This window comes from Fontibacillus panacisegetis, from assembly GCF_900102215.1.
GTDB lineage: Bacteria > Bacillota > Bacilli > Paenibacillales > Paenibacillaceae > Fontibacillus > Fontibacillus panacisegetis.
Genome location: NZ_FNBG01000044.1, coordinates 1 through 20,042 on the forward strand (window position 1 = coordinate 1; position 20,042 = coordinate 20,042).

22 protein-coding genes and 3 pseudogenes are annotated in these 20,042 nt (G+C 44.1%); all 25 read left to right on the plus strand.

Annotated elements, in window-relative coordinates:
* Positions 1-217, plus strand: a pseudogene (locus BLS49_RS25055) (IS110 family RNA-guided transposase); the annotation flags it as partial.
* A 219-nt stretch (positions 218-436) separates the two neighbouring features.
* Positions 437-790, plus strand: a pseudogene (locus BLS49_RS22725) (LacI family transcriptional regulator); the annotation flags it as partial.
* Positions 791-990: 200 nt separating this feature from the next.
* Positions 991-1,154: pseudogene (locus BLS49_RS25425) on the plus strand (ABC transporter permease); the annotation flags it as partial.
* 186 nt (positions 1,155-1,340) lie between these two features.
* Entirely contained in the window at positions 1,341-1,613 is a 273-nt protein-coding gene (locus BLS49_RS22730) for an HU family DNA-binding protein (protein ID WP_091236093.1), read from the plus strand.
* A 134-nt stretch (positions 1,614-1,747) separates the two neighbouring features.
* A complete protein-coding gene (mtrB, locus tag BLS49_RS22735) occupies positions 1,748-2,005 on the plus strand; it encodes a trp RNA-binding attenuation protein MtrB (protein ID WP_091236095.1) in 258 nt (85 codons plus the stop codon).
* 110 nt (positions 2,006-2,115) lie between these two features.
* A complete protein-coding gene (locus tag BLS49_RS22740) occupies positions 2,116-2,688 on the plus strand; it encodes a hypothetical protein (protein WP_091236097.1) in 573 nt (190 codons plus the stop codon).
* A 123-nt stretch (positions 2,689-2,811) separates the two neighbouring features.
* A complete protein-coding gene (locus tag BLS49_RS22745) occupies positions 2,812-3,675 on the plus strand; it encodes a heptaprenyl diphosphate synthase component 1 (protein WP_091236098.1) in 864 nt (287 codons plus the stop codon).
* 23 nt (positions 3,676-3,698) lie between these two features.
* On the plus strand, positions 3,699-4,412 hold the full coding sequence (locus tag BLS49_RS22750) for a demethylmenaquinone methyltransferase (protein ID WP_091236099.1): 714 nt from the start codon (positions 3,699-3,701) through the stop codon (positions 4,410-4,412).
* A gap of 4 nt (positions 4,413-4,416) precedes the next feature.
* The gene (locus BLS49_RS22755) at positions 4,417-5,289 is read left to right on the plus strand and encodes a UbiA-like polyprenyltransferase (protein ID WP_091236101.1); all 873 of its coding nucleotides are present in this window, start codon (positions 4,417-4,419) and stop codon (positions 5,287-5,289) included.
* The gene (locus tag BLS49_RS22760; protein WP_091236103.1) at positions 5,289-5,912 is read left to right on the plus strand and encodes a UbiX family flavin prenyltransferase; all 624 of its coding nucleotides are present in this window, start codon (positions 5,289-5,291) and stop codon (positions 5,910-5,912) included. The genes BLS49_RS22755 and BLS49_RS22760 overlap by 1 nt, the downstream gene beginning before the upstream one ends.
* Positions 5,893-6,741, plus strand: coding sequence for a menaquinone biosynthetic enzyme MqnA/MqnD family protein (locus tag BLS49_RS22765; protein ID WP_245742738.1), 849 nt, complete (start codon positions 5,893-5,895; stop codon positions 6,739-6,741). The genes BLS49_RS22760 and BLS49_RS22765 overlap by 20 nt, the downstream gene beginning before the upstream one ends.
* Before the next feature lie 14 nt (positions 6,742-6,755).
* Positions 6,756-7,721, plus strand: a complete 966-nt coding sequence (locus tag BLS49_RS22770) for a polyprenyl synthetase family protein (protein ID WP_091236107.1) — start codon at positions 6,756-6,758, stop codon at positions 7,719-7,721.
* A gap of 63 nt (positions 7,722-7,784) precedes the next feature.
* Positions 7,785-8,228: a nucleoside-diphosphate kinase gene (gene ndk / locus BLS49_RS22775; protein WP_091236108.1), complete on the plus strand. Its 444-nt coding sequence runs from the start codon at positions 7,785-7,787 to the stop codon at positions 8,226-8,228.
* Positions 8,219-9,049, plus strand: a complete 831-nt coding sequence (locus BLS49_RS22780) for a CheR family methyltransferase (RefSeq protein ID WP_245742740.1) — start codon at positions 8,219-8,221, stop codon at positions 9,047-9,049. The genes ndk and BLS49_RS22780 overlap by 10 nt, the downstream gene beginning before the upstream one ends.
* Before the next feature lie 77 nt (positions 9,050-9,126).
* Entirely contained in the window at positions 9,127-9,306 is a 180-nt protein-coding gene (locus tag BLS49_RS25430; protein ID WP_091236109.1) for a hypothetical protein, read from the plus strand.
* 362 nt (positions 9,307-9,668) lie between these two features.
* Complete coding sequence (gene aroC / locus BLS49_RS22790) at positions 9,669-10,838, plus strand: chorismate synthase (protein WP_091236111.1); 1,170 nt, start codon at positions 9,669-9,671, stop codon at positions 10,836-10,838.
* Positions 10,838-11,941: a 3-dehydroquinate synthase gene (gene aroB, locus BLS49_RS22795; RefSeq protein WP_091236113.1), complete on the plus strand. Its 1,104-nt coding sequence runs from the start codon at positions 10,838-10,840 to the stop codon at positions 11,939-11,941. Before aroC ends, aroB begins: the two co-directional genes overlap by 1 nt.
* Positions 11,934-12,308 (plus strand): chorismate mutase, encoded by a 375-nt coding sequence (gene aroH / locus BLS49_RS22800; protein WP_091236115.1) that lies wholly within the window; start codon positions 11,934-11,936, stop codon positions 12,306-12,308. The genes aroB and aroH overlap by 8 nt, the downstream gene beginning before the upstream one ends.
* A gap of 388 nt (positions 12,309-12,696) precedes the next feature.
* Positions 12,697-14,259: an anthranilate synthase component I gene (gene trpE, locus BLS49_RS22805; RefSeq protein WP_091236117.1), complete on the plus strand. Its 1,563-nt coding sequence runs from the start codon at positions 12,697-12,699 to the stop codon at positions 14,257-14,259.
* 47 nt (positions 14,260-14,306) lie between these two features.
* A complete protein-coding gene (gene trpD / locus BLS49_RS22810; protein WP_091236119.1) occupies positions 14,307-15,353 on the plus strand; it encodes an anthranilate phosphoribosyltransferase in 1,047 nt (348 codons plus the stop codon).
* Positions 15,343-16,173: an indole-3-glycerol phosphate synthase TrpC gene (trpC, locus tag BLS49_RS22815; RefSeq protein WP_091236121.1), complete on the plus strand. Its 831-nt coding sequence runs from the start codon at positions 15,343-15,345 to the stop codon at positions 16,171-16,173. The genes trpD and trpC overlap by 11 nt, the downstream gene beginning before the upstream one ends.
* A gap of 1 nt (position 16,174) precedes the next feature.
* Complete coding sequence (locus tag BLS49_RS22820; protein ID WP_091236123.1) at positions 16,175-16,843, plus strand: phosphoribosylanthranilate isomerase; 669 nt, start codon at positions 16,175-16,177, stop codon at positions 16,841-16,843.
* Positions 16,840-18,039 (plus strand): tryptophan synthase subunit beta, encoded by a 1,200-nt coding sequence (gene trpB / locus BLS49_RS22825; RefSeq protein ID WP_091236125.1) that lies wholly within the window; start codon positions 16,840-16,842, stop codon positions 18,037-18,039. Before BLS49_RS22820 ends, trpB begins: the two co-directional genes overlap by 4 nt.
* 11 nt (positions 18,040-18,050) lie before the next feature.
* Positions 18,051-18,866: a tryptophan synthase subunit alpha gene (trpA, locus tag BLS49_RS22830; RefSeq protein ID WP_091236147.1), complete on the plus strand. Its 816-nt coding sequence runs from the start codon at positions 18,051-18,053 to the stop codon at positions 18,864-18,866.
* A gap of 45 nt (positions 18,867-18,911) precedes the next feature.
* Complete coding sequence (hisC, locus tag BLS49_RS22835) at positions 18,912-20,009, plus strand: histidinol-phosphate transaminase (protein WP_091236127.1); 1,098 nt, start codon at positions 18,912-18,914, stop codon at positions 20,007-20,009.
* The last annotated feature ends 33 nt before the right edge of the window (positions 20,010-20,042 follow it).

A 20,042-nucleotide genomic window follows, 5' to 3' on the forward strand; every position in this document is an offset into this window, starting at 1 on the left:
CAAAATAACGAAACGCGGCTCAAAGCGCTTGCGAAGAGCCGCATATCTAGCGGTAATATGCGGATTAAGAAAGGGATTAAACCCGCGCCTAAGAGAATATTATGACAAGAAAAAAAGCGAAGGTAAGCCCCATAAAGTAGCCGTAATCGCTTGCGCCAACAAGGTATTACATCACGTCTACGCCATGCTCAAAAAAGGGCAACCTTTCGCTTCTTAGAAACTGCTTATCCCATAAACTTCCAGTAAGTGGAGGTTTATTTGCTATGCTTAAAATCAGTATATCAAAAATCTCTTTCCTACAAAACTGTCTATTGACAAAGTATTAGCTGGTTTTTTACTACTCTAAAATAAATTATTAAAAACCGATTCACATACTAGGAATTACGTATTGTATTAATCTATAAGATTTTTAAGATAGAATTTGAGGGGGTTTACAATGAAAAACATCACATTTTTCCGCAAACCTGTATTCACACTAATCATGCTTGTACTCGTACTTGCAATTAGTGCATACGGAATTAAAAAAGAAGCTGCCCCGAGCAATAACGAGACTACAGAGCCTGCGGCAGCTGCCCTGGCAAATTCTGACATTAACGGGGCAGAAGGTAAAGAGTTGGCAGGTAAACGAATTGCCCTGATTATGGAAATTAATACAGGTGCTTTTTCCCAGCAATATGTATAAGGTGTGACAGAAGAGGTTGAGAAATTTGGTGGTGAATTAACAACATTTGTAGCAGAGAATAATCGTGCGAAAATGGCAGATTTGCTGGATTCCGCGATCAACCAGAAGGTGAACTCTCAGCTAAAGGGAAGGGCATTCTTTACTTTACTAGCGAGATAGACGAGGGATTTGGCATTGGAGATGTCATTTATGTCATGTACGGTGGACAAGTTGCTGCAAAATTTGATCGTGGTGAAATTACTCAAGAAGCCGCATTGTATTACGCAAGTGGAGGACAAGGGGACTACAAAAAATGAAAGATACACTATCCTAACATTATCGGAACCTTCGTTGGCTCTGTATTGATCGGCGTTCTAGTAAACGGATTAACGATGATGAACTTCAATATTTTGCTCATGACATAGTAAAAGGTGTTGTTCTAGTACTTGCCTTTTCGGTAACTTTTTATGTTTTAAATAGATCCAGGACTTAAATAACTTGAAAATATTGATTCACTGTATTACTATAAATTTGTTCCGCGCAAGGCAAAGTGCCGTAAAAACACTGATTTTACTGGATTTTTATGTGCAAAAAGCGCGTTGCAACGTATATTCTGCGGTAAAACGGAAAGACAGAATATCAGAGAAGCTATAATTCCCTAATAGGGAGGTGAATCATAATGAATAAATCTGATTTGGTATCTCAAGTATCTGAAAGTGCTGAGCTGTCCAAGAAAGATGCAACGAAAGCGGTTGATGCTGTTTTCGAAGCTATTTCAACAGCGCTTCAAAACGGAGATAAAGTACAATTGGTTGGCTTTGGTAACTTTGAAGTTCGCGAGCGTTCCGCCCGTAAAGGACGTAACCCTCAAACCGGAGAAGAAATCGAAATCGCTGCGAGCAAAATCCCTGCTTTCAAACCAGGCAAAGCGCTCAAAGACGGAATTAAATAAGATTTCTACATATTTTCCGTTCTATAAGACCGTGGGCTTAACGTTCACGGCCTTTTCTTTTAAATGAGAGAGGTAGCTCACAAGTTTGCTTTTGCTCACAGAGTATTATTTTACTAAAAGGAGGCTCGGTGAGAATGAATCATGAGCAGCAAAGAAGTGGAAGCGATCATGAAACCGTGAATAACGGTGATTATTTCGTCGTCAAAGCCAAGGAACAAGGTGTAACTGTGATTGGTTTGACTCGCGGTAAGGACACACGATTTCACCATACGGAGAAACTGGATAAAGGCGAGGTATTGATCGCTCAATTTACCGATCATACTTCCGCAGTCAAAGTAAGAGGGAAAGCAGTAGTTTATACAAAACACGGAGTAATCGATACTGAGGAATGATTTTGAGATTGCAGGCATAGCCTGCTTTTTTCTTTTGTACAATAAAGTAAGGACTTAATGTCAGGCGGACGGAGAGTTTGAACATCCTATAAACTGAAAGGGGACTCCCCGTGAAGCAGAAAGTGATGTTACTGCAGACAATAATAATAACTTTAAGCGGCTTTGTGCTGCTTATGTTAATTTCCAAGCTGGAGGGTATTCAGCCATATTGGAATAGTTCGCATACCGTGTTTGCCGAGCAGAAGCCGATACAGTTAAGCGATGATAATTTGGTAAATGAATTCATACAGCTTGATCTGCCTGTACGGCTGTCCAAGGTGGAAATCAATGGTTCGATTTTGTCAGTAGATCTCAAAGTAACAGAAAATGAATTAAGCAAGGCTAACATGTACATGGGAATGGCTGAAATCATCTCTTTCACCTTCAAAAGAACGACTAATATAGATCAGTTGCTGCTTCGCTTGGTGGCTGAGGATCGTTGGGTAGGTGGCAAATATCTTTTGTTAGCTGCTGATGTTCGAAGAGGAACATGGCCATCGTCGGCACTAACTGAGCTGAAAAATACCGGGGACAATGATTTAGCGCCTGAGCTAAAGAGCTGGTTTCGGGTGACAGAGTCTCATTTGTGGAAAAAAAGGCTTCAAACAAATAATGAAATTAATGGAAATATAACTTTGGAATAATGAGTGGTGTCCTTCGTGCGCACCGAATTAACATATGCTATAATATACAAGATTGTGACATAACTTATTGATTTTTTTGAATTACATTACAAGTTGTCAGGAATAGCGGCTCGGAGGCAAAGGATGATACCTGATCGCATAACAGAATTAGCTAAGAAGTATATTGAGTACGATATGATTACTACTCACACGGAGCTTCCGGAATTTCCGGCACCCCGTGTTGGTTTGCTGTTTACTTTTTTAAATGGCAGGGAGAGCGGATCATCCCGTACAGCGGAGATTTGCTCACTGGCTGCCTTTCTTGTGCAGCTGGGCATGGATACTCATGATAGAATCGATACCGCAAAAAGCCGTAAAGATGAGATGGCTATGCGTTCCCGTCAGCTTAAAGTACTTGCTGGCGATTATTTCAGCAGCGTATTCTACGAGCTGCTCGCCAAGATTGATGAGATCGATATGGTATCTGCCATGAGCTCTGCCATTTGTGAAGTGAACCGGCTGAAGGTAAGGCTTTATACTGCCCTTCAACGTATTATTTTGCCTGCTGAGGACTACATAAAACAAAGTGTTCAGGTGAAAATGGAGCTCTTTCTTTCATTCTCTCAATTTATGGACAAGTCGGCACGGAATTTATGGAAGCTGCTGCTTGCAGAATTAAGTCGCTGTGAAGTCATGCTTGATGAAATGAAATACAGCGGAGTATTTCCGCATGATCGTAAAGGATACGCTTATTTGCACATTATGGAGAACGCAACCTCTGAGGATAAAAAAATGTTGTCACAAGGGGCTATTGATGAACAGGAGTGGCAAGCACTTCTTGCAAAATACAATGTGAAAGAGCAATTGATGTCCATGCTGAACCAGTCTGTTGAACGGGTACAGTCATTGATTCAGGAGTGTAAAGGTGAACAGCAGCAAGCCGAGATTAAACATATTTTGCAGCAGATTAAGGGCGTGCTGTCACCTCAACGGCACTCATTTCAGTAAGGATAGGGTGGGAAAGTCAAAACATGAACAGTTCTTCTTCCAAGCCAAAGGAACAATTTGTACATTCGGTGTTTCAGAGTATAGCTCCAAAGTACGATATTATGAACGACATTTTGAGCTTTAGACGTCATAAAGCATGGCGCAAGTTCACGATGGCGAAAATGAACATGTCGCAAGGAAACAGTGCCCTGGATCTTTGCTGTGGAACCTGCGACTGGACGATCAGTATGGCGAAGGCGAGCGGAGGCCATATTACTGGACTTGATTTTAGCGAAAATATGCTGCAAGTTGGTCGCCGTAAAGTTCAGGATAGCAAGCTGGATCAGACCATTACACTTGTTCAAGGCAATGCTATGGAGCTGCCGTTTGAAGATAATATGTTTGACTATGCAACTATAGGCTTCGGCTTAAGGAACGTTCCGGATCTTTATCAAGTACTTCGTGAGATGAAGCGGGTCGTTAAGCCGGGAGGCATGGTCGTTTGTCTGGAGTTGTCCAAGCCAACCTGGCAGCCGTTTAAAGGAATTTATTATTTTTATTTCCAAAAGGTATTGCCTCTGCTCGGTAAATTGTTCGCCAAGCGATATGAGCAGTATAAGTGGCTGCCAGAATCACTTGCCCAATTTCCGGGACGTGAGGAACTAAAGCAAACATTTTCTGAAATCGGACTGACCCATGTGGAGGCTTATCCTTTAACCGGTGGGATTGCGGCATTACATATCGGAACGAAGGAGTAACCTCATGTATAGAAAAGTAGTCATTTTTCTGCAAATGATCAAATTTGAGCATACCGTATTTGCCCTGCCTTTTGCCTTTATAGGTGCGCTTCTCGGTTCGGTTGCGATGGAGCATACATTGCCGACCTGGGCGGAGATCGGTTGGGTGCTACTGGCGATGTTCGGTGCCCGCAGCGCAGCGATGGGGCTTAACCGACTTATTGATCGGGTTAGCGATGCAAAGAATCCTCGTACGGCTGGCCGTGCCATTCCAGCTGGATTGCTTAAGATCAGTGAAGTTATCGTATTCATTATTATTTCATTCGCATTACTGTTCTGGGCGGCTGCGAAGCTTAACCCATTGTCGATGAAACTGCTGCCGATCGCGGTAGTGATGCTGGTTCTGTATTCTTTTACAAAACGTTTCACTTGGCTATGTCATGTAGTACTTGGTCTTACGATCGCACTGGCTCCTTTGGGGGGCTGGGTTGCTGTAACAGGTATGGTTAATGCGACTGCGATGGTGCTGTTTGCGACCATTACTTTTTGGGTGGCTGGATTTGATATTATTTATTCCTGTCAGGATGTTGAGTTTGACACGAAAGAAGGGCTTAAATCGATTCCGGTGAGATTCGGAGTGGCTGCTTCTCTTAAAATTGCGCAAGCATTTCATATTATTACGGCTTTCGGCTTTATAGCTCTGCTTCTGATGACAGATCTTGGCTGGTGGTATATCGCTGGAATGATAATTGCTTATATTATTTTGTTCTATGAGCATCATATCGTTTCTCCAAGTGACCTCAGCCGATTGCAGACCGCATTTTTTATGATGAATGGTGTGCTTAGTATCGTTGTGTTCTTGTTTACTTTGATCGATTTGGTGGTGCGGCAATACTGATGATATCCAGCAAAAAAAAGGCAATGGTCGTAGGTGTTACGGGAGCGAGCGGCTCGATTTATGGAATAAAGCTGATTCAGACTCTGCTAGATGTTGGATATGATGTTCATATCGTTATTTCCAATGCTGGATGGCGTGTGATCAAGGAGGAGCTCGGCTGGAATATCGCTGACCGTAATGCCGCGTTGAACGAACATTTTAACGGTTATTCAGGGAGCTATATCTATCATCAGATTGGTGATATCGGTGCAAGCATTGCCAGCGGTTCCTTTTTGGTGGAAGGGATGATTGTCATGCCTTGCTCCATGGGAACCTTGTCGTCTATAGCGAACGGAACGTCTGACAATTTGATGACTCGGGCTGCTGACGTTATGTTGAAGGAGGGCCGGCCACTTGTGCTTGTCCCACGTGAGACACCGCTGCATGCTATTCATTTGGAGAATATGCTTAAGCTCGCCAGGCTTGGAGTCCGGATCGTTCCGGCCATGCCTGCGTTTTATTTCAATCCGAAAAATATTGATGATCTGGTTGCTTTTTTGGTAGGGAAAGTGCTGGATACCCTAAGAATAGAACATGAGCTCTTTACTAGATGGGGGGATGAAAGTGAACAGCCTGGAAAATGACGAAATCCTCATCGGCAAAATTAAATATGCTAATGTGTGGCCAATATTTCATGACTTTAAACTGACTAACTTGTCGGAGAAAGCCAGTCTTGTTACCGAGGTTCCATCTTTGCTGAATCGACGGATGCTTGAAGGCTCTCTAGATATTTCACCTGTGTCTTCATTTGCATTTGGTTATGGGTATGATCGTTTTTTGCTGCTACCGGATTTATCTGTCAGCTCAGATGGCCCCGTGAATTCTATATTTCTTTTCTCACGTAAGCCGCCTGAGGAAATCAGAAATGGTGTCATCGCTCTGACCAATACTTCGGCAACGTCAGTGAACCTGCTCAAAATCATTATGGAAAAGGCCTACGAAGGCCATCCAACTTACTGGGACAGTGAGCCTGATCTGGATGCGATGATGGAAAAAAGTGATGCTGCTCTATTGATTGGAGATCATGCGATTACGGCTTCATGGCGAGATCATGGTTATATCGTTACGGATTTAGGGGAAATCTGGAAGGAATGGACTGGCTATGGTATGACGTTTGCTGTATGGGCGGTTCAGCGGTCATTTGCGGAGACCAAGCCATCATTTATTTCAGAAGTGAGCGCAGCTTTTGAGCAGAACAAACAGCGCAACATGAATAATCTTGCCCCTATTGTTGAACATGCTTGTACAACGATCGGAGGCACACCTGAATATTGGCGTCATTATTTCAATAACTTGTGTTATGATTTTAATGAGAAAAGACAAGCGGGATTAGCTTTATATTTTTCATATGCCTATGAGCTCGGACTTATTCAGAATGAGGTAAGAATGAACATTTGGAATGATAATATATAGATTCGGGTGAAAGAATGAAATTATTGGACATATTTGGCGCACTAAAAAAGGATATCGATTATATTGAGCGGCAGTTATACGATAGCATCGAGGGTGATGACGAGCTGTTAAGCGAAACTTCCTTGCATCTTTTAAAAGCAGGAGGGAAACGTCTTCGTCCTATCTTCGTGCTGCTTGGCGGCAAGTTTGGTGCCTATGATCTGGAGAAGCTGCAATATGTCGCAGTGCCGCTTGAGCTGATCCACTCGGCCTCATTAGTACACGACGATGTCATTGATGATGCAGCGACCCGTAGGGGGAAGCCGACAGTAAAGGCAAAATGGGATAACAAAATCGCGATGTATACCGGAGATTATATATATGCCAAGGCTTTAATGCTGGCTACGCGATTGAACAATCCTGACATTCATCGGATTTTAGCTAAATCCATGGTACAGATGTCTGTGGGTGAAATGGAGCAAATTCGTGATTTTTTCAACATAGATCAGAGTGTACGCCACTACTTGTTAAGAATTCGCAGAAAAACTGCACTACTGATCGCCATCAGTTGTCAGCTGGGAGCCATGGCTGCGGGAGCCCCTGCTAAAGTTCATTCGTTGTTGTATCGCTTCGGATACAATGTGGGTATGGCATTTCAAATTAGAGATGATTTGCTTGATCTGTGCGGAACAGAAAAAATGATCGGCAAGCCGCCAGGAAGCGATATGCGTCAGGGTAACATTACATTACCTGTTATTTATGCACTGCAAGATAAAGAGATCAGGGAACCGCTTCTTCAGGAAATTACGGAAATAAGATCCGGTCATGATACGAGACGGGCGATTGAAATGATACTATCCAGTTCAGGGATCAAGCGTGCCGAAGAGCTGGCTGATCGATTTATCGATAAGGCTATGCAAGCGCTTGAGCAGCTTCCAGAAGGCAAATCGAGATCTCATTTTAAAGAGATTGCTTTATTTGTCAATAAACGCTCTTATTGAACTTTACCCTCATCATGTTTTTTTGGTAGAATACAAAAGAATCTGCAGATCAGGAGGGAATTTATGGAACGTACTTTTTTGATGGTTAAGCCTGATGGAGTACAACGTGGATTAATTGGCAGAATTGTTAGCCGTTTTGAGGACAAAGGCTTCAAGTTGATCGCAGGGAAGATGGTTCAGGTTAGCGATGCTCAGGCAAAGAAACATTATGCAGAGCATGATGGTAAACCTTTTTTTGATGAATTGGTAAGGTTTATTACGTCTGGACCTGTGTTTGCGATGGTTTGGGAAGGTGATGATGTAGTCGCGCTGTCTCGACTCGTTATCGGAAAGACAAAGGTTACGGAAGCTCTTCCGGGAACTATTCGTGGTGATTTTGCTGCCCATACACCATTTAATCTGATTCATGGTTCCGACGGGGCGGAGAGTGCGGAGAGAGAAATTGCAAATTTCTTTGAGTCGCATGAACTGCTCGGGTATACCAAAGCAATCTCTGCATGGATATGATAGGCGACCAAAGAGGACCTCTGCGGCAAGACAGCACGGACACTATTGATCCAGATTATGCAGGGTTCATTCAGAACATCAAGAAGAGTACAGGAATTGATTTATCTCAATATAAAGAAGCACAAATGAAACGACGTTTGACAACGCTGCGCAACAAGAATGGTTATGTTAGCTTTGCTTTGTTTTATAACGCAATGACGGTTAATAAGGCGTTGTTCTATGAGTTTCTTGATAAGATGACGATTAACGTGTCAGAGTTTTGGCGCAATCCGAATCGTTGGGAGATGCTTCGGGATAAGGTGCTTCCTGATCTGGCAGCAGGGAAAGCCCGATTTAGGGTTTGGAGTGCGGCGTGTTCAACAGGTGAAGAGCCATACACGTTGTCAATGATATTGTCTGATAAGGGATTACTGCCAAGTACATATTTACTGGCGACGGATATTGATGAAGGTGCCCTTGGCAAAGCGGCGGAAGGATTATATTTAGAGCGTTCACTTAAGGACGTGCCGACCGATGTTGCTAAGCGTTATTTTACAAAAGAGGGCATGATGTTCCGGTTTGACGATAAACTCAAAAAATCGGTAACCTTCAAGAAGCAAAATCTTTTACTGGATAGCTTCGAGGATGGATTCGACCTTATAGTTTGCCGCAATGTTATGATTTATTTTACAGAAGAAGCGAAGCACGTATTATACCACAAGTTTGCAAAAGCTCTAAGACCGGGCGGTATATTGTTCGTTGGCAGCACTGAGCAAATCTTCTCACCTGGCCAATATGATCTTGAGGCTGCTGAAACATTCTTTTATCGTAAAAAAAGCTGAACAAAATCATGTTAGCAGTATATAACCATCAATCCTGTCCAATAATGAGGAACATCCGATACTGTGGAGGTCTAGTTATGGATAAGAGAAAGGTTATCGAAGCTTATCGGCGAGGGTTTCTCACGTTACAGGAGTGTGCTCAGGTGCTCGGCGTGGAGAAGACTCAAATAATCGGCCTGCTGGAATATTCCGAGTCTGAGCCCAAGTCGTCTACTGCGTCGGACGATAACTCACTGCATGCGACGTATAAGAGATAGATTGTTAGAGCTTTCCAAATCATCCGATGAGAAACGCGGTTTCTTTTGCCTTGAGCATGAGAAACTGCGTTTTTTAACATATCAGGATAAGGTGTTTAGAGACAGAGGTAAAAGTAACTATTGCTGCCAGCTTTCTTGTCAAAAGGATAGTCCTATACTATAATGAGCAAAGAAATTATCGGATTTTAGTTCTTTTCGGACTCGACGTCGAATCTTGAATTCAGCCGGGCCTTCCGGTGCTCACGTACCCAAAACGTACGCTCCGCTCCTCACGCCCTAGCTTCATCCAACCTTCTCGGTCCTGAAAATCTGACTTTTTGAACATGGACTTACAGTTTAACAGTTTAAAGGGGGAACGCATCATGACATTACGTTATTTAACGTCAGGGGAGACACACGGTCCCCAATTGACAGCGATTATTGAAGGTTTGCCGAGTAATCTGGAACTGGATTTCGAGGCGCTTAATTTTGAATTAGCTCGTCGCCAAAAAGGATATGGCAGAGGCCGTCGGATGCAAATTGAGAAGGATACGGCACAAATTGTTGGCGGAGTTCGTCACGGATATACAACTGGCGCACCGGTAGGGTTAGTTGTTGAGAACAACGACTGGAAGCATTGGCGCAACATTATGAACATCGAGCCGATTGAAGGCACTGATGAAGAGAAGCGTCGTGTGCATCGTCCTCGTCCAGGCCATGCCGATTTGAACGGTGGACTTAAATACAATTTGAAAGATCTGCGCAATGTCCTTGAGCGTTCAAGTGCTCGTGAAACTGCGGTACGTGTTGCAGTAGGTGCTGTTGCGAAGCAATTGTTGCAGCGTTTTGGCATTAAAATTGGAGGTCAAGTTATTCGAATTGGTGAAATCGAAGCACCTCCACATCATTTACCACTAGATGAGCTAGTGAAGGTAACTGAAGATTCTTCTGTGCGCGTAGTTGATAAAGAGACAGAGAAGAAGATGGAAGCATATATAGACCAGATTAAAGCAGATGGAGATTCCATCGGCGGAATTGTCGAGTGTATTGTCGAAGGGGTTCCAGTGGGTTTGGGAAGCCATGTGCAATACGACCGCAAGCTTGATGGGCGCATTGCTCAAGCCGTGATGTCAATCAATGCATTCAAAGGTGTAGAAATCGGTATCGGTTTTGAAGCAGGCACTATTCCAGGCTCTCAAGTTCATGATGAAATATTGTACAGCGAAGAACGCGGATACTACCGGGCTAGCAATCGTCTTGGCGGCTTTGAGGGTGGTATGACCAACGGTATGCCTATTGTTGTTCGCGGCGTAATGAAACCTATTCCTACTCTGTACAAACCGCTGCAAAGTGTGGATATCGATACGAAGGAGCCTTTCACAGCTCAGGTTGAACGTTCTGATGCTTGTGCGGTTCCTGCTGCAAGTGTTGTGCTGGAGCATGTTGTAGCTTGGGAAGTGGCTAAGGCGTTCCTTGAGAAATTCGGTGGAGACTCCATCGAGGAAGTTGAACGTAATTACAAAGGCTATCTGGCTCAATTGGAGAGCTACTAATGAGAACGCTCAATGTGGATTTGGGTGAACGGTCATATCCGATTTATATCGGTGGTGGGTTGCTTGATAAAGCCGGAGAATACTTTGAACAGCATGGGCTGACCAAAAAAAGTCCAGTACTTATCGTAACCGATACTAATGTAGCCCCGCTATATCTAATCAAGGTAGAGGGGGCTTTAAGTGATAGCGGCTATACAGTAGTTAGCAAGATTGTGAAATCCGGCGAGAAATCTAAATCGCTCCAAGTGTTTGAAGAAGTAATGACCACAGCGATCGAAGGCGGACTTGATCGTCGCTCCGTTGTAGTGGCACTTGGCGGTGGAGTGGTTGGTGACTTGGCAGGATATGTAGCCGCTGCATATATGCGGGGAGTTACATTTGTACAGATGCCTACTACGATATTGGCACATGATAGCAGTGTAGGTGGTAAAGTCGCTGTCAATCATCCGCTTGCCAAAAATATGATTGGTGCTTTTCATCAGCCGGAGATGGTGCTTTATGACGTAGATACGCTGCAGAGCCTACCGGATAGAGAAGTTCGTGCCGGCTTGTCTGAAATGATCAAGCATGGACTGATATGGGATGCTGCATTTGCGAAATGGTGTGGAGAACATACACAAGACCTATTGAATCTCGATCCTGAAGCGCTGGGATATGGCCTGACCATGGGCTGTTCGGTTAAAGCGAAGGTGGTCTCTACAGATGAAACGGAGCAAGGTCTGCGAGCTATCCTTAATTTAGGCCATACCATTGGCCACGCTCTTGAAGCGATTGGTGGGTACGGGGAGTTTCTACATGGTGAAGCGATATCGATCGGTATGGCTGCTGCGGCTCTCATCGCTGTGAACCGTGGTCGAGATCGGGAGCTGTACAATGAGACCGTCAAATTGCTGCAAGGATTTGGTTTGCCTACCGTAATGCCGAATCATCTAGATGAGAATAAGATTATTTCTGCCATGATGCATGATAAGAAGTTCAAGGAGAACCAGATCGTATTTATTCTTCCGGTTTCCATCGGCAAGGTGGAAATTGTGTCGGATGTGAAGCTTGAGGAAGTGGTCTCGGTGATTCGGGAACTGAAGAAGGAGGGACAGCATGTATAACAGAGGAATTCGTGGGGCTACAACAGTGTCCCAAAATGAGGAAAAGGAAATTTTAGATGCTACTGCTGAGCTTCTTAAAAAAGTAGTTGAGAGCAACGAGATTGTACCTGAAGATATTTGCAGCGTGTGGATTACGGTTACACCGGATTTGGACGCAACGTTCCCAGCTCGAGCAATTCGTGTGCTTAGCGGATGGGACATGGTTCCTCTTATGTGTTCTACCGAAATCCCTGTTAAAGGTGGACTTCCGAAATGTATTCGGTTGTTGATTCAGGTTAACACCAATAAGGGACAGCGGGAAATGAAACACATCTATTTGAATGAAGCTAAAAGCCTTCGTCCTGATTTGAGTGTTTCGGGCTCCTAATTTGTTGAAATTGATGGTTGCCAAATGGGTTTGGTATAAGGTATAGTGATTTTAAGAATTTTAAGCATAGTTGCAGTATAGAGCAGAGTAGAGTTTAGTTGAGCTGAGAAGAGCAGAGTTGAGCTGAGAGATTGTCTGTAGTGGAGTTTTTTAATTAGGATAAGGTAGAATAGAGTAGGCTTTGCGCAGAGAGAGTATTTTCCACGGATTGTGGGTCATTTTTATTGCGCTCATCCTGATCTTTATATTCAAGATCCTTATCGAAGCCACTTGCAGCTATCTTATCATTAACTGACTTCTAATACAGCAAACCTCTACTTCGGTAGAGGTTTTTTTATTGCGCAGCTATAGATAAACTTAGTGAAATTAGTTAAAGGAAGTGAATGACATGACAACCCCGCAAGTAGAACAGGTGATTGCAATGGCTAAGGAATATAATTTGATTCCGATTGTCCGCACGCTGCTCGCCGATATGGAAACGCCTATCCGAATTTTCCGCCGTTTTGCAAAGCATGATCGGGCTTTTTTACTGGAAAGTGTAGAAGGTGGAGTTCAATGGGCACGGTATTCATTTATCGGTACTGACCCGTTCTTGATGTTCTCGGTCAAAAAAGGCGAGGTCGTCATTGAGAAGGAAGGTAAGAAGTACACAAACGTATCCACGAAGCCTGTAGAGGAGCTCAAATCGATTTTGAGACAATATCGCAGCCCGGAGCTGCCGGAAATGCCGCCGTTTACAGGAGGAGCAATTGGTTTCTTTGGTTACGATCTGCTTCAATACTACGAGAAGCTTCCTGCTCATCAAATTGACGACATGAACATGCAGGATGTTCAATTTATGTTCTGCGATCAAGTTATCGTTTTTGACCATGTTAAACAAAGAATTCTACTTGTAGCTAACGTTCATGTTAAAGACGGAGATAAAGATGAGGATATTGTCAGAGCCTATGAAGCGGCAGAAAAGAAGCTTGATGAAGCTGCAAATTTCCTACAGCAAGAAGGACCGGGAGAGAGCTTTAACCGCAGGCCTATTCCAACTCATGTAGAGCTTGGTGATGTTCGTTCAAACCTGACTAAGGAACAATTCATCGCGAATATAGAGAAAAGTAAGGAATATATTCGGGCCGGAGATATTTTTCAAGTGGTACTTTCCCAACGTTTTCATATCGAAACTGAAGTAGATCCACTTCATGTATATCGTGTTCTTCGGACGATGAATCCTTCTCCGTATATGTATTATCTCAAGATGGACGACGAGATTATCGTAGGTACCTCCCCAGAGGTGCTCGTAAAGGTTGAGGGAGATCGAGTCGAGACAAGACCGATTGCAGGTACCCGGCCGCGCGGTGCTACAGAAGAGGAAGATGTGAAGCTGGAGCAGGATCTTTTACAGGATGAGAAAGAACGTGCAGAGCATCTGATGCTGGTAGACCTTGGCCGCAATGATCTTGGAAGAGTATCCGATTTTGGTACAGTGAAATGTGATTCTTTTATGGAAATAGAGCGTTACTCTCATGTTATGCACCTGGTATCTAAAGTGTCCGGACAGATTCGAAAGGATAAAGATTTCTTTGATGCATTCCTGTCTTGTATGCCTGCGGGTACTGTATCTGGTGCTCCAAAGCTAAGAGCAATGGAAATTATCGCAGAGCTTGAACCACAGGCGAGAGGAACGTACGCAGGAGGAATTGGATACCTTGGTTTCTCCGGTAACATGGATTCGTGCATTACAATTCGAACCATCGTATTTAAAAAGGGTAAGGCATATGTTCAAGCTGGAGCAGGTATTGTATGGGATTCCGTTCCAGAAAGTGAATATCAAGAATCTGTAAATAAAGCTAAGGCATTGCTGACAGCCATTCGTACTGCGGAAATGATGTTTCCACCGCAATCCAAAGGTGATGCAGTCATAAATCAGGATTATTTATACGAGTATAACCCGCAAACCTGAGATGAGGATCAGAAGAGTATAAGAAGAGTTCGGAGAGGAGAACTACAATGAACGGACAAAATACAGTGCAAGGCGGAATTAGCCGCGTGATCGAAGGGCAGCACCTGAATCGTGAGGAAGCGCGCAGCATCATGGAGGCCATTATGAGCGGTGAATCTACTCCAGCTCAAATTGGAGGTCTGCTGACAGCGCTTCGGATTAAAGGCGAGACGGTTGATGAAATTACCGGTTTTGCTGAAGCGATGCGCAATCACAGCAGCCGTCTGCATACAGAGACCAGCCAGCTGTTAGATACTTGCGGAACCGGGGGCTCCGGTATCCATAAATTCAATATCTCTACAACTTCAGCCATTGTTGCTGCATCAGTTTCAGTCAGAGTGGCTAAACATGGAAATCGTTCTGCCTCAGGCCGTGCAGGCAGTGGCAGTGCGGATGTTCTGGAAGCGCTCGGAGTGAACATTCATTTGAACGCTGAGCAGGCCAAACGTTGTCTGGACGATATCGGAATCTGTTTTTTGTTCGCTCAAGTGTATCATCCTTCAATGAAACACGCTGCTGCTCCTCGTAAGGAGCTAGGGATAAGAACAGTATTCAATATGCTCGGTCCATTGACCAATCCGGCAGGAGCGGATCGTCAGGTGCTGGGTATTTATGACGCCAACAAAACGGAGACAATTGCAGAGGTGCTGAGAGAGCTTGGCTCAAAGCGGGCACTAGTTGTAACAAGTAGAGAAGGGCTCGATGAGATCAGCATTTCTTCACCAACCCGGATATCCGAACTGAAGAATGGTGAGATCAAGACGTATGACCTTCAGCCACAGGATCTGGGACTGAATATGTACCCTCTTGGTGAAGTTATTGGAGGAGATTCTGCAAAAAACGCGGAAATTATTAAACGTGTGCTTCATGGAGAAAAGGGAGCGTATCGCGATGTAGTGCTTGCTAATGCTGCGGCCTGTATTTATGTGTCTGGTCTGGCGGATTCGATTCGTGAAGGTGTTGCAATCGCAGCGGAGTCTATTGATTCCGGTAAAGCACATAGTAAATTAGAGCAGCTTATTCAGACAACGGGGGAACTTAGCTATGTATCTTGATCGAATTGTTGAAACGAAAAAAAGAGAAGTAGAAGAGCTTGCAGCCGTATTTTCTTTACAGGAAGCGGAGCGGAAAATAGCGAAGCTTGAGCCTACACGAGGATTTCATTACGCACTTGCAAAAGGCCGTAAACGGAATTTGGGACTTATTGCTGAAGTGAAGAAGGCTTCGCCATCTAAAGGGCTGATTCGTCCTGATTTTCATCCGGTGGAGCTTGCCAAGAAATATGAGGCTGCAGGTACAGATTGTATGTCAGTACTTACAGATCATGATTATTTTCAGGGCAGTTCGGCATATTTGACAGAAATTCGTCGTCACGTTAATGTACCGCTGCTTCGGAAAGATTTTATTATAGATGAACGGCAAATTTACGAAGCACGTCTTATTGGTGCGGATGCAGTATTGTTGATCGCGGCTATTCTGAATGATGAGCAGCTTCAGCGCTTTATGACAGTTGCCTCTTCCATTGGTCTTGATTCTTTGCTTGAGGTTCATGATATCCATGAGATGGAGCGTGCACTTAATCTTGAGTCGGCCAAATTGATCGGTATTAACAATCGTAATTTACACACATTTGAGACATCATTAGAGACGACTGAGACACTGGCGACGATGGTTCCTGAAGATGTAACGCTCATTAGTGAAAGTGGAATCAGAACTCGTGAAGATATTGAATATCTTGGCAAAGTTGGTGCAAATGGAGTGCTCATTGGTGAAACCTTTATGCGTCAGGAAGAGGTAGATCAGGCTGTTATAGATCTGATGGGGCCTGCCCGGCGTAGCGGTGAAGCCGATAAGTACGAAGGGAGTAAGGCGTAACATGGCTGAAGTAGCCGTAAAAATTTGTGGACTTCAATCCGTTGAAGTGCTAAAATCTATGATAAACTTACCTGTTGATTACATCGGATTTGTATTTGCGAAGAGCAAACGTCAAGTTACCACGGCAAGAGCCGCGGAGCTTGTACCCGTGTTAAAGGAATGGAAAACGGGTAGTATACCGCAAAGTGTCGGTGTTTTCGTAAATCCTACATGGTCAGAACTGTCAGAGATTTTGAACAGTGCGCCGCTTGACATTATCCAGCTGCATGGCACGGAGAGTCCTGAATTTTGCCGAGAGGCAAGAGAGAAACTTGGTGTTAAAGTTTTCAAGGCATGCTCTGTGAAAGATGACGGGTCACTTCACGGTGGGTTAACAATGGAGTCCTATGAAGGGGTTATCGACGGATTGCTTCTCGATACGTATGATCCCAAATATGGCGGTGGATCAGGGATGACGTTTGCCTGGGATTTGGCTGCGCCTTACAAGGCGTGGGCAGGGAACAACGGAATTCTTTTTCTGGCGGCAGGAGGACTTCATCCCGATAACGTTAAGGATTTGTTAATGACGATGGGGCCTGACGGCGTGGACGTGTCCAGTGGTGTTGAAACTAATGGAGTCAAAGATCTGATAAAGATGACAGCATTTGTGGAGAGGGTGAAGGGTATATGACACAAGTTCCAGACGAACACGGAAGATTCGGCCCTTTTGGAGGTCGTTACGTTCCTGAAACATTAATGAATGCTTTATTCGAATTAGAAAATTCGTACAAGCAATACCAAGATGATCCTGATTTTCAAAATGAAATCAATTATTTGCTGAAGCAGTATTCGGGACGGGAAACTCCCCTCTATTATGCTGAGCGATTAACGGAGCAGCTTGGCGGCGCAAAAATCTATTTGAAGCGCGAAGACCTGAATCATACGGGTGCTCATAAAATCAACAACGCGATTGGCCAAGGAATTTTGGCTAAACGTATGGGTAAGAAAAAAGTGATCGCTGAGACAGGTGCAGGCCAGCATGGAGTTGCTACGGCAACGGTAGCTGCGCTGTTAGGCTTGGAATGTAAAGTGTTTATGGGGGAAGAGGATACCAAACGTCAGCAGCTCAACGTATTTCGCATGAAGCTGCTTGGGGCAGAGGTTGTTCCTGTCATGTCAGGAACCCGCACGTTGAAGGATGCTTGTAATGAAGCGCTTCGTTACTGGGTCAGCAATGTCCAGGATACGTTTTATATTCTTGGTTCTGCAACGGGACCTCATCCGTATCCGATGATGGTTCGTAACTTTCAACGCATTATCGGGGATGAAACTCGTCGTCAAATCCTTGAATCAGAAGGACGTTTGCCAGAAATGCTAGTCGCTGCGGTTGGTGGCGGCAGTAACGCCATTGGCATGTTCTATCCGTTCGTGGAAGACACTTCTGTTCAGCTTGTAGGCGTAGAAGCTGCTGGTCGTGGTGTTGATACGGAATATCATGCCGCAACCATGACAAAAGGAACCAAAGGCGTATTCCAGGGCTCAATGAGTTATTTGCTACAGGATGCATTTGGTCAAGTGCTGCCAGCGCATTCAATCTCGGCAGGATTGGATTATCCGGGAATTGGACCTGAACACTCTTATTTGAAAGATATTAAACGTGCTAAATACTATCCGATTACGGATAAAGAAGCTCTGGATGCTCTGCAATTGCTGAGCCGCACAGAAGGTATTATTCCTGCACTTGAGTCGGCACATGCTGTTGCTCAGGTTGTGAAGCTAGCTCCTTCCATGACTCGTGATCAAGTCATCGTAATCTGTCTATCAGGTCGTGGTGACAAGGACGTAGAGTCAATTATGGCTTATACGGAAGGAGAGGGATTAGTATGACTAAAGTGGGATTGAACCTGTTGGATCAAACCTTTGAGACATTGAAAGCTGAGGGCAAAACGGCCCTGATGCCATTTATTACGATGGGTGATCCGGATCCTGAGACTACAGTTGAAATACTTCTGCAATTGGAACGTGCTGGTGCAGATATCGTTGAACTGGGAGTCCCTTATTCCGACCCACTGGCTGATGGTCCTGTCATTCAGCGTGCCTCAGAGCGTGCTCTTGTACGTCAGATTACAATTCCTAAATGCTTAGAGATTGCACAAGCAGCAAGAGAGCGTGGAGTTAAATTACCCTATGTGCTATTCACTTACTACAATCCGGTGCTGCAGTTGGGGCTGGAATCATTTTTTGAACTAGTGTACGATGCGGGAATCAGCGGTCTTATTATCCCTGATCTACCATATGAGGAATCGCAAGAGGTGCTTCGTTTGGCGGATCAGTTTAATATCAAGTTAATACCTCTGGTAGCCCCAACGTCACGAGATCGTGTTGCGCGTATCGTTGAGTACGCTCGTGGATTCATTTATTGCGTTTCTTCTGTCGGAGTAACTGGAGAACGTGCATCATTTCATCAAAGCGTGGATGAATTCATTAAATCGGTTAAAGAGCAAACGAATCTTCCTGTTGCGGTTGGCTTTGGTATTTCTAGTCATGAACAGGTTAGTCATTTTTCGGAATTTTGTGACGGTGTTGTAGTAGGTAGTGCTATTGTTCGTAAAATTGAAGATACACTGCCATTATTGAAAGATGAGGCTACAAAAGAACAAGGATTGTTGCAAATTCATGACTTTGTGGCACAATTAAAATCAGGCAATTCATAAATATACTTGAGATGTATTATTGTGAACGAGGGAGGAAATAAACACATGTTACCTAAGCCCCATATAGTAAACCTGCCTGTATATCAACCTGGTAAACCAATAGAGGATGTAAAGCGTGAGCTTGGTCTGGATGAAGTCATCAAGCTTGCTTCAAATGAAAATCCATATGGTTGTTCCCCTCGTGTTCGTGCAGCAATTGAGAGTGAACTGTCAAACATTAGTCTGTATCCTGACGGCAGCGCTGTAGAGTTAACGGGATTACTTGCAAAACAATTTGGAGTGAACACGGATCAGATTATTTTTGGCTGTGGTTCAGATGAACTCATCGCTCTCACAGCAAGAGCTTTCTTCTTGCCGGAGGATGAGACAGTCATGGCCGATCAGACCTTCTCAGTCTATAAGAGTAATGCAGATATTGAAGGGGCTATTAGCATTGAGGTTCCGCTTAAGGATGGAGTTCATGATTTGGACGCTATGCTTGCCAAGATCGGAGAACGTACGAAAATTGTATGGATATGTAATCCGAATAACCCGACTGGAACGATTGTGTCTGATCAGAAGCTTACGGCTTTTTTGGACTCGGTACCGGCTCATGTGCTGGTCGTTCTGGATGAAGCGTATGCTGAATATGTAACGGATTCTGAATATTCGGATGGAATCAGCCTATTGTCCAAATATCCAAATCTTCTTGTGCTCCGCACGTTCTCCAAAATATATGGCCTGGCTTCCCTCCGAATTGGATATGGTATCGGACAGCCTAAAGTAATCAAGCTGATCAATCAGGTACGTGAACCATTCAACACTTCCAGAATCGGTCAAGCGGCTGCTAAAGCCTCTGTTGCAGATGTAGAATTTGTGGCTGAATGTCGGGACAAAAATCGCAGCGGCATCCATTATTTGAACGATCAGTTCGATCGTTTGGGACTGGATTATTTCCCTGCTCATGGTAATTTCATTATGGTTGATGTAAAAACAAAAGCGACTGAAATGTTCCATTCGCTTTTGGAGAAAGGTATTATTGTTCGTGCCGGATTCTCTGTATATCCAACCCATATTAGAGTAACGGTTGGTTCTGCTGAACAGAATGCCAGGTTTATTACTGCTCTTGAACAAGTGTTATCAGTAAAACAAGCTCACGTATAGATCCGTATGAAGCAAGAAGTAACTCAAATGGGA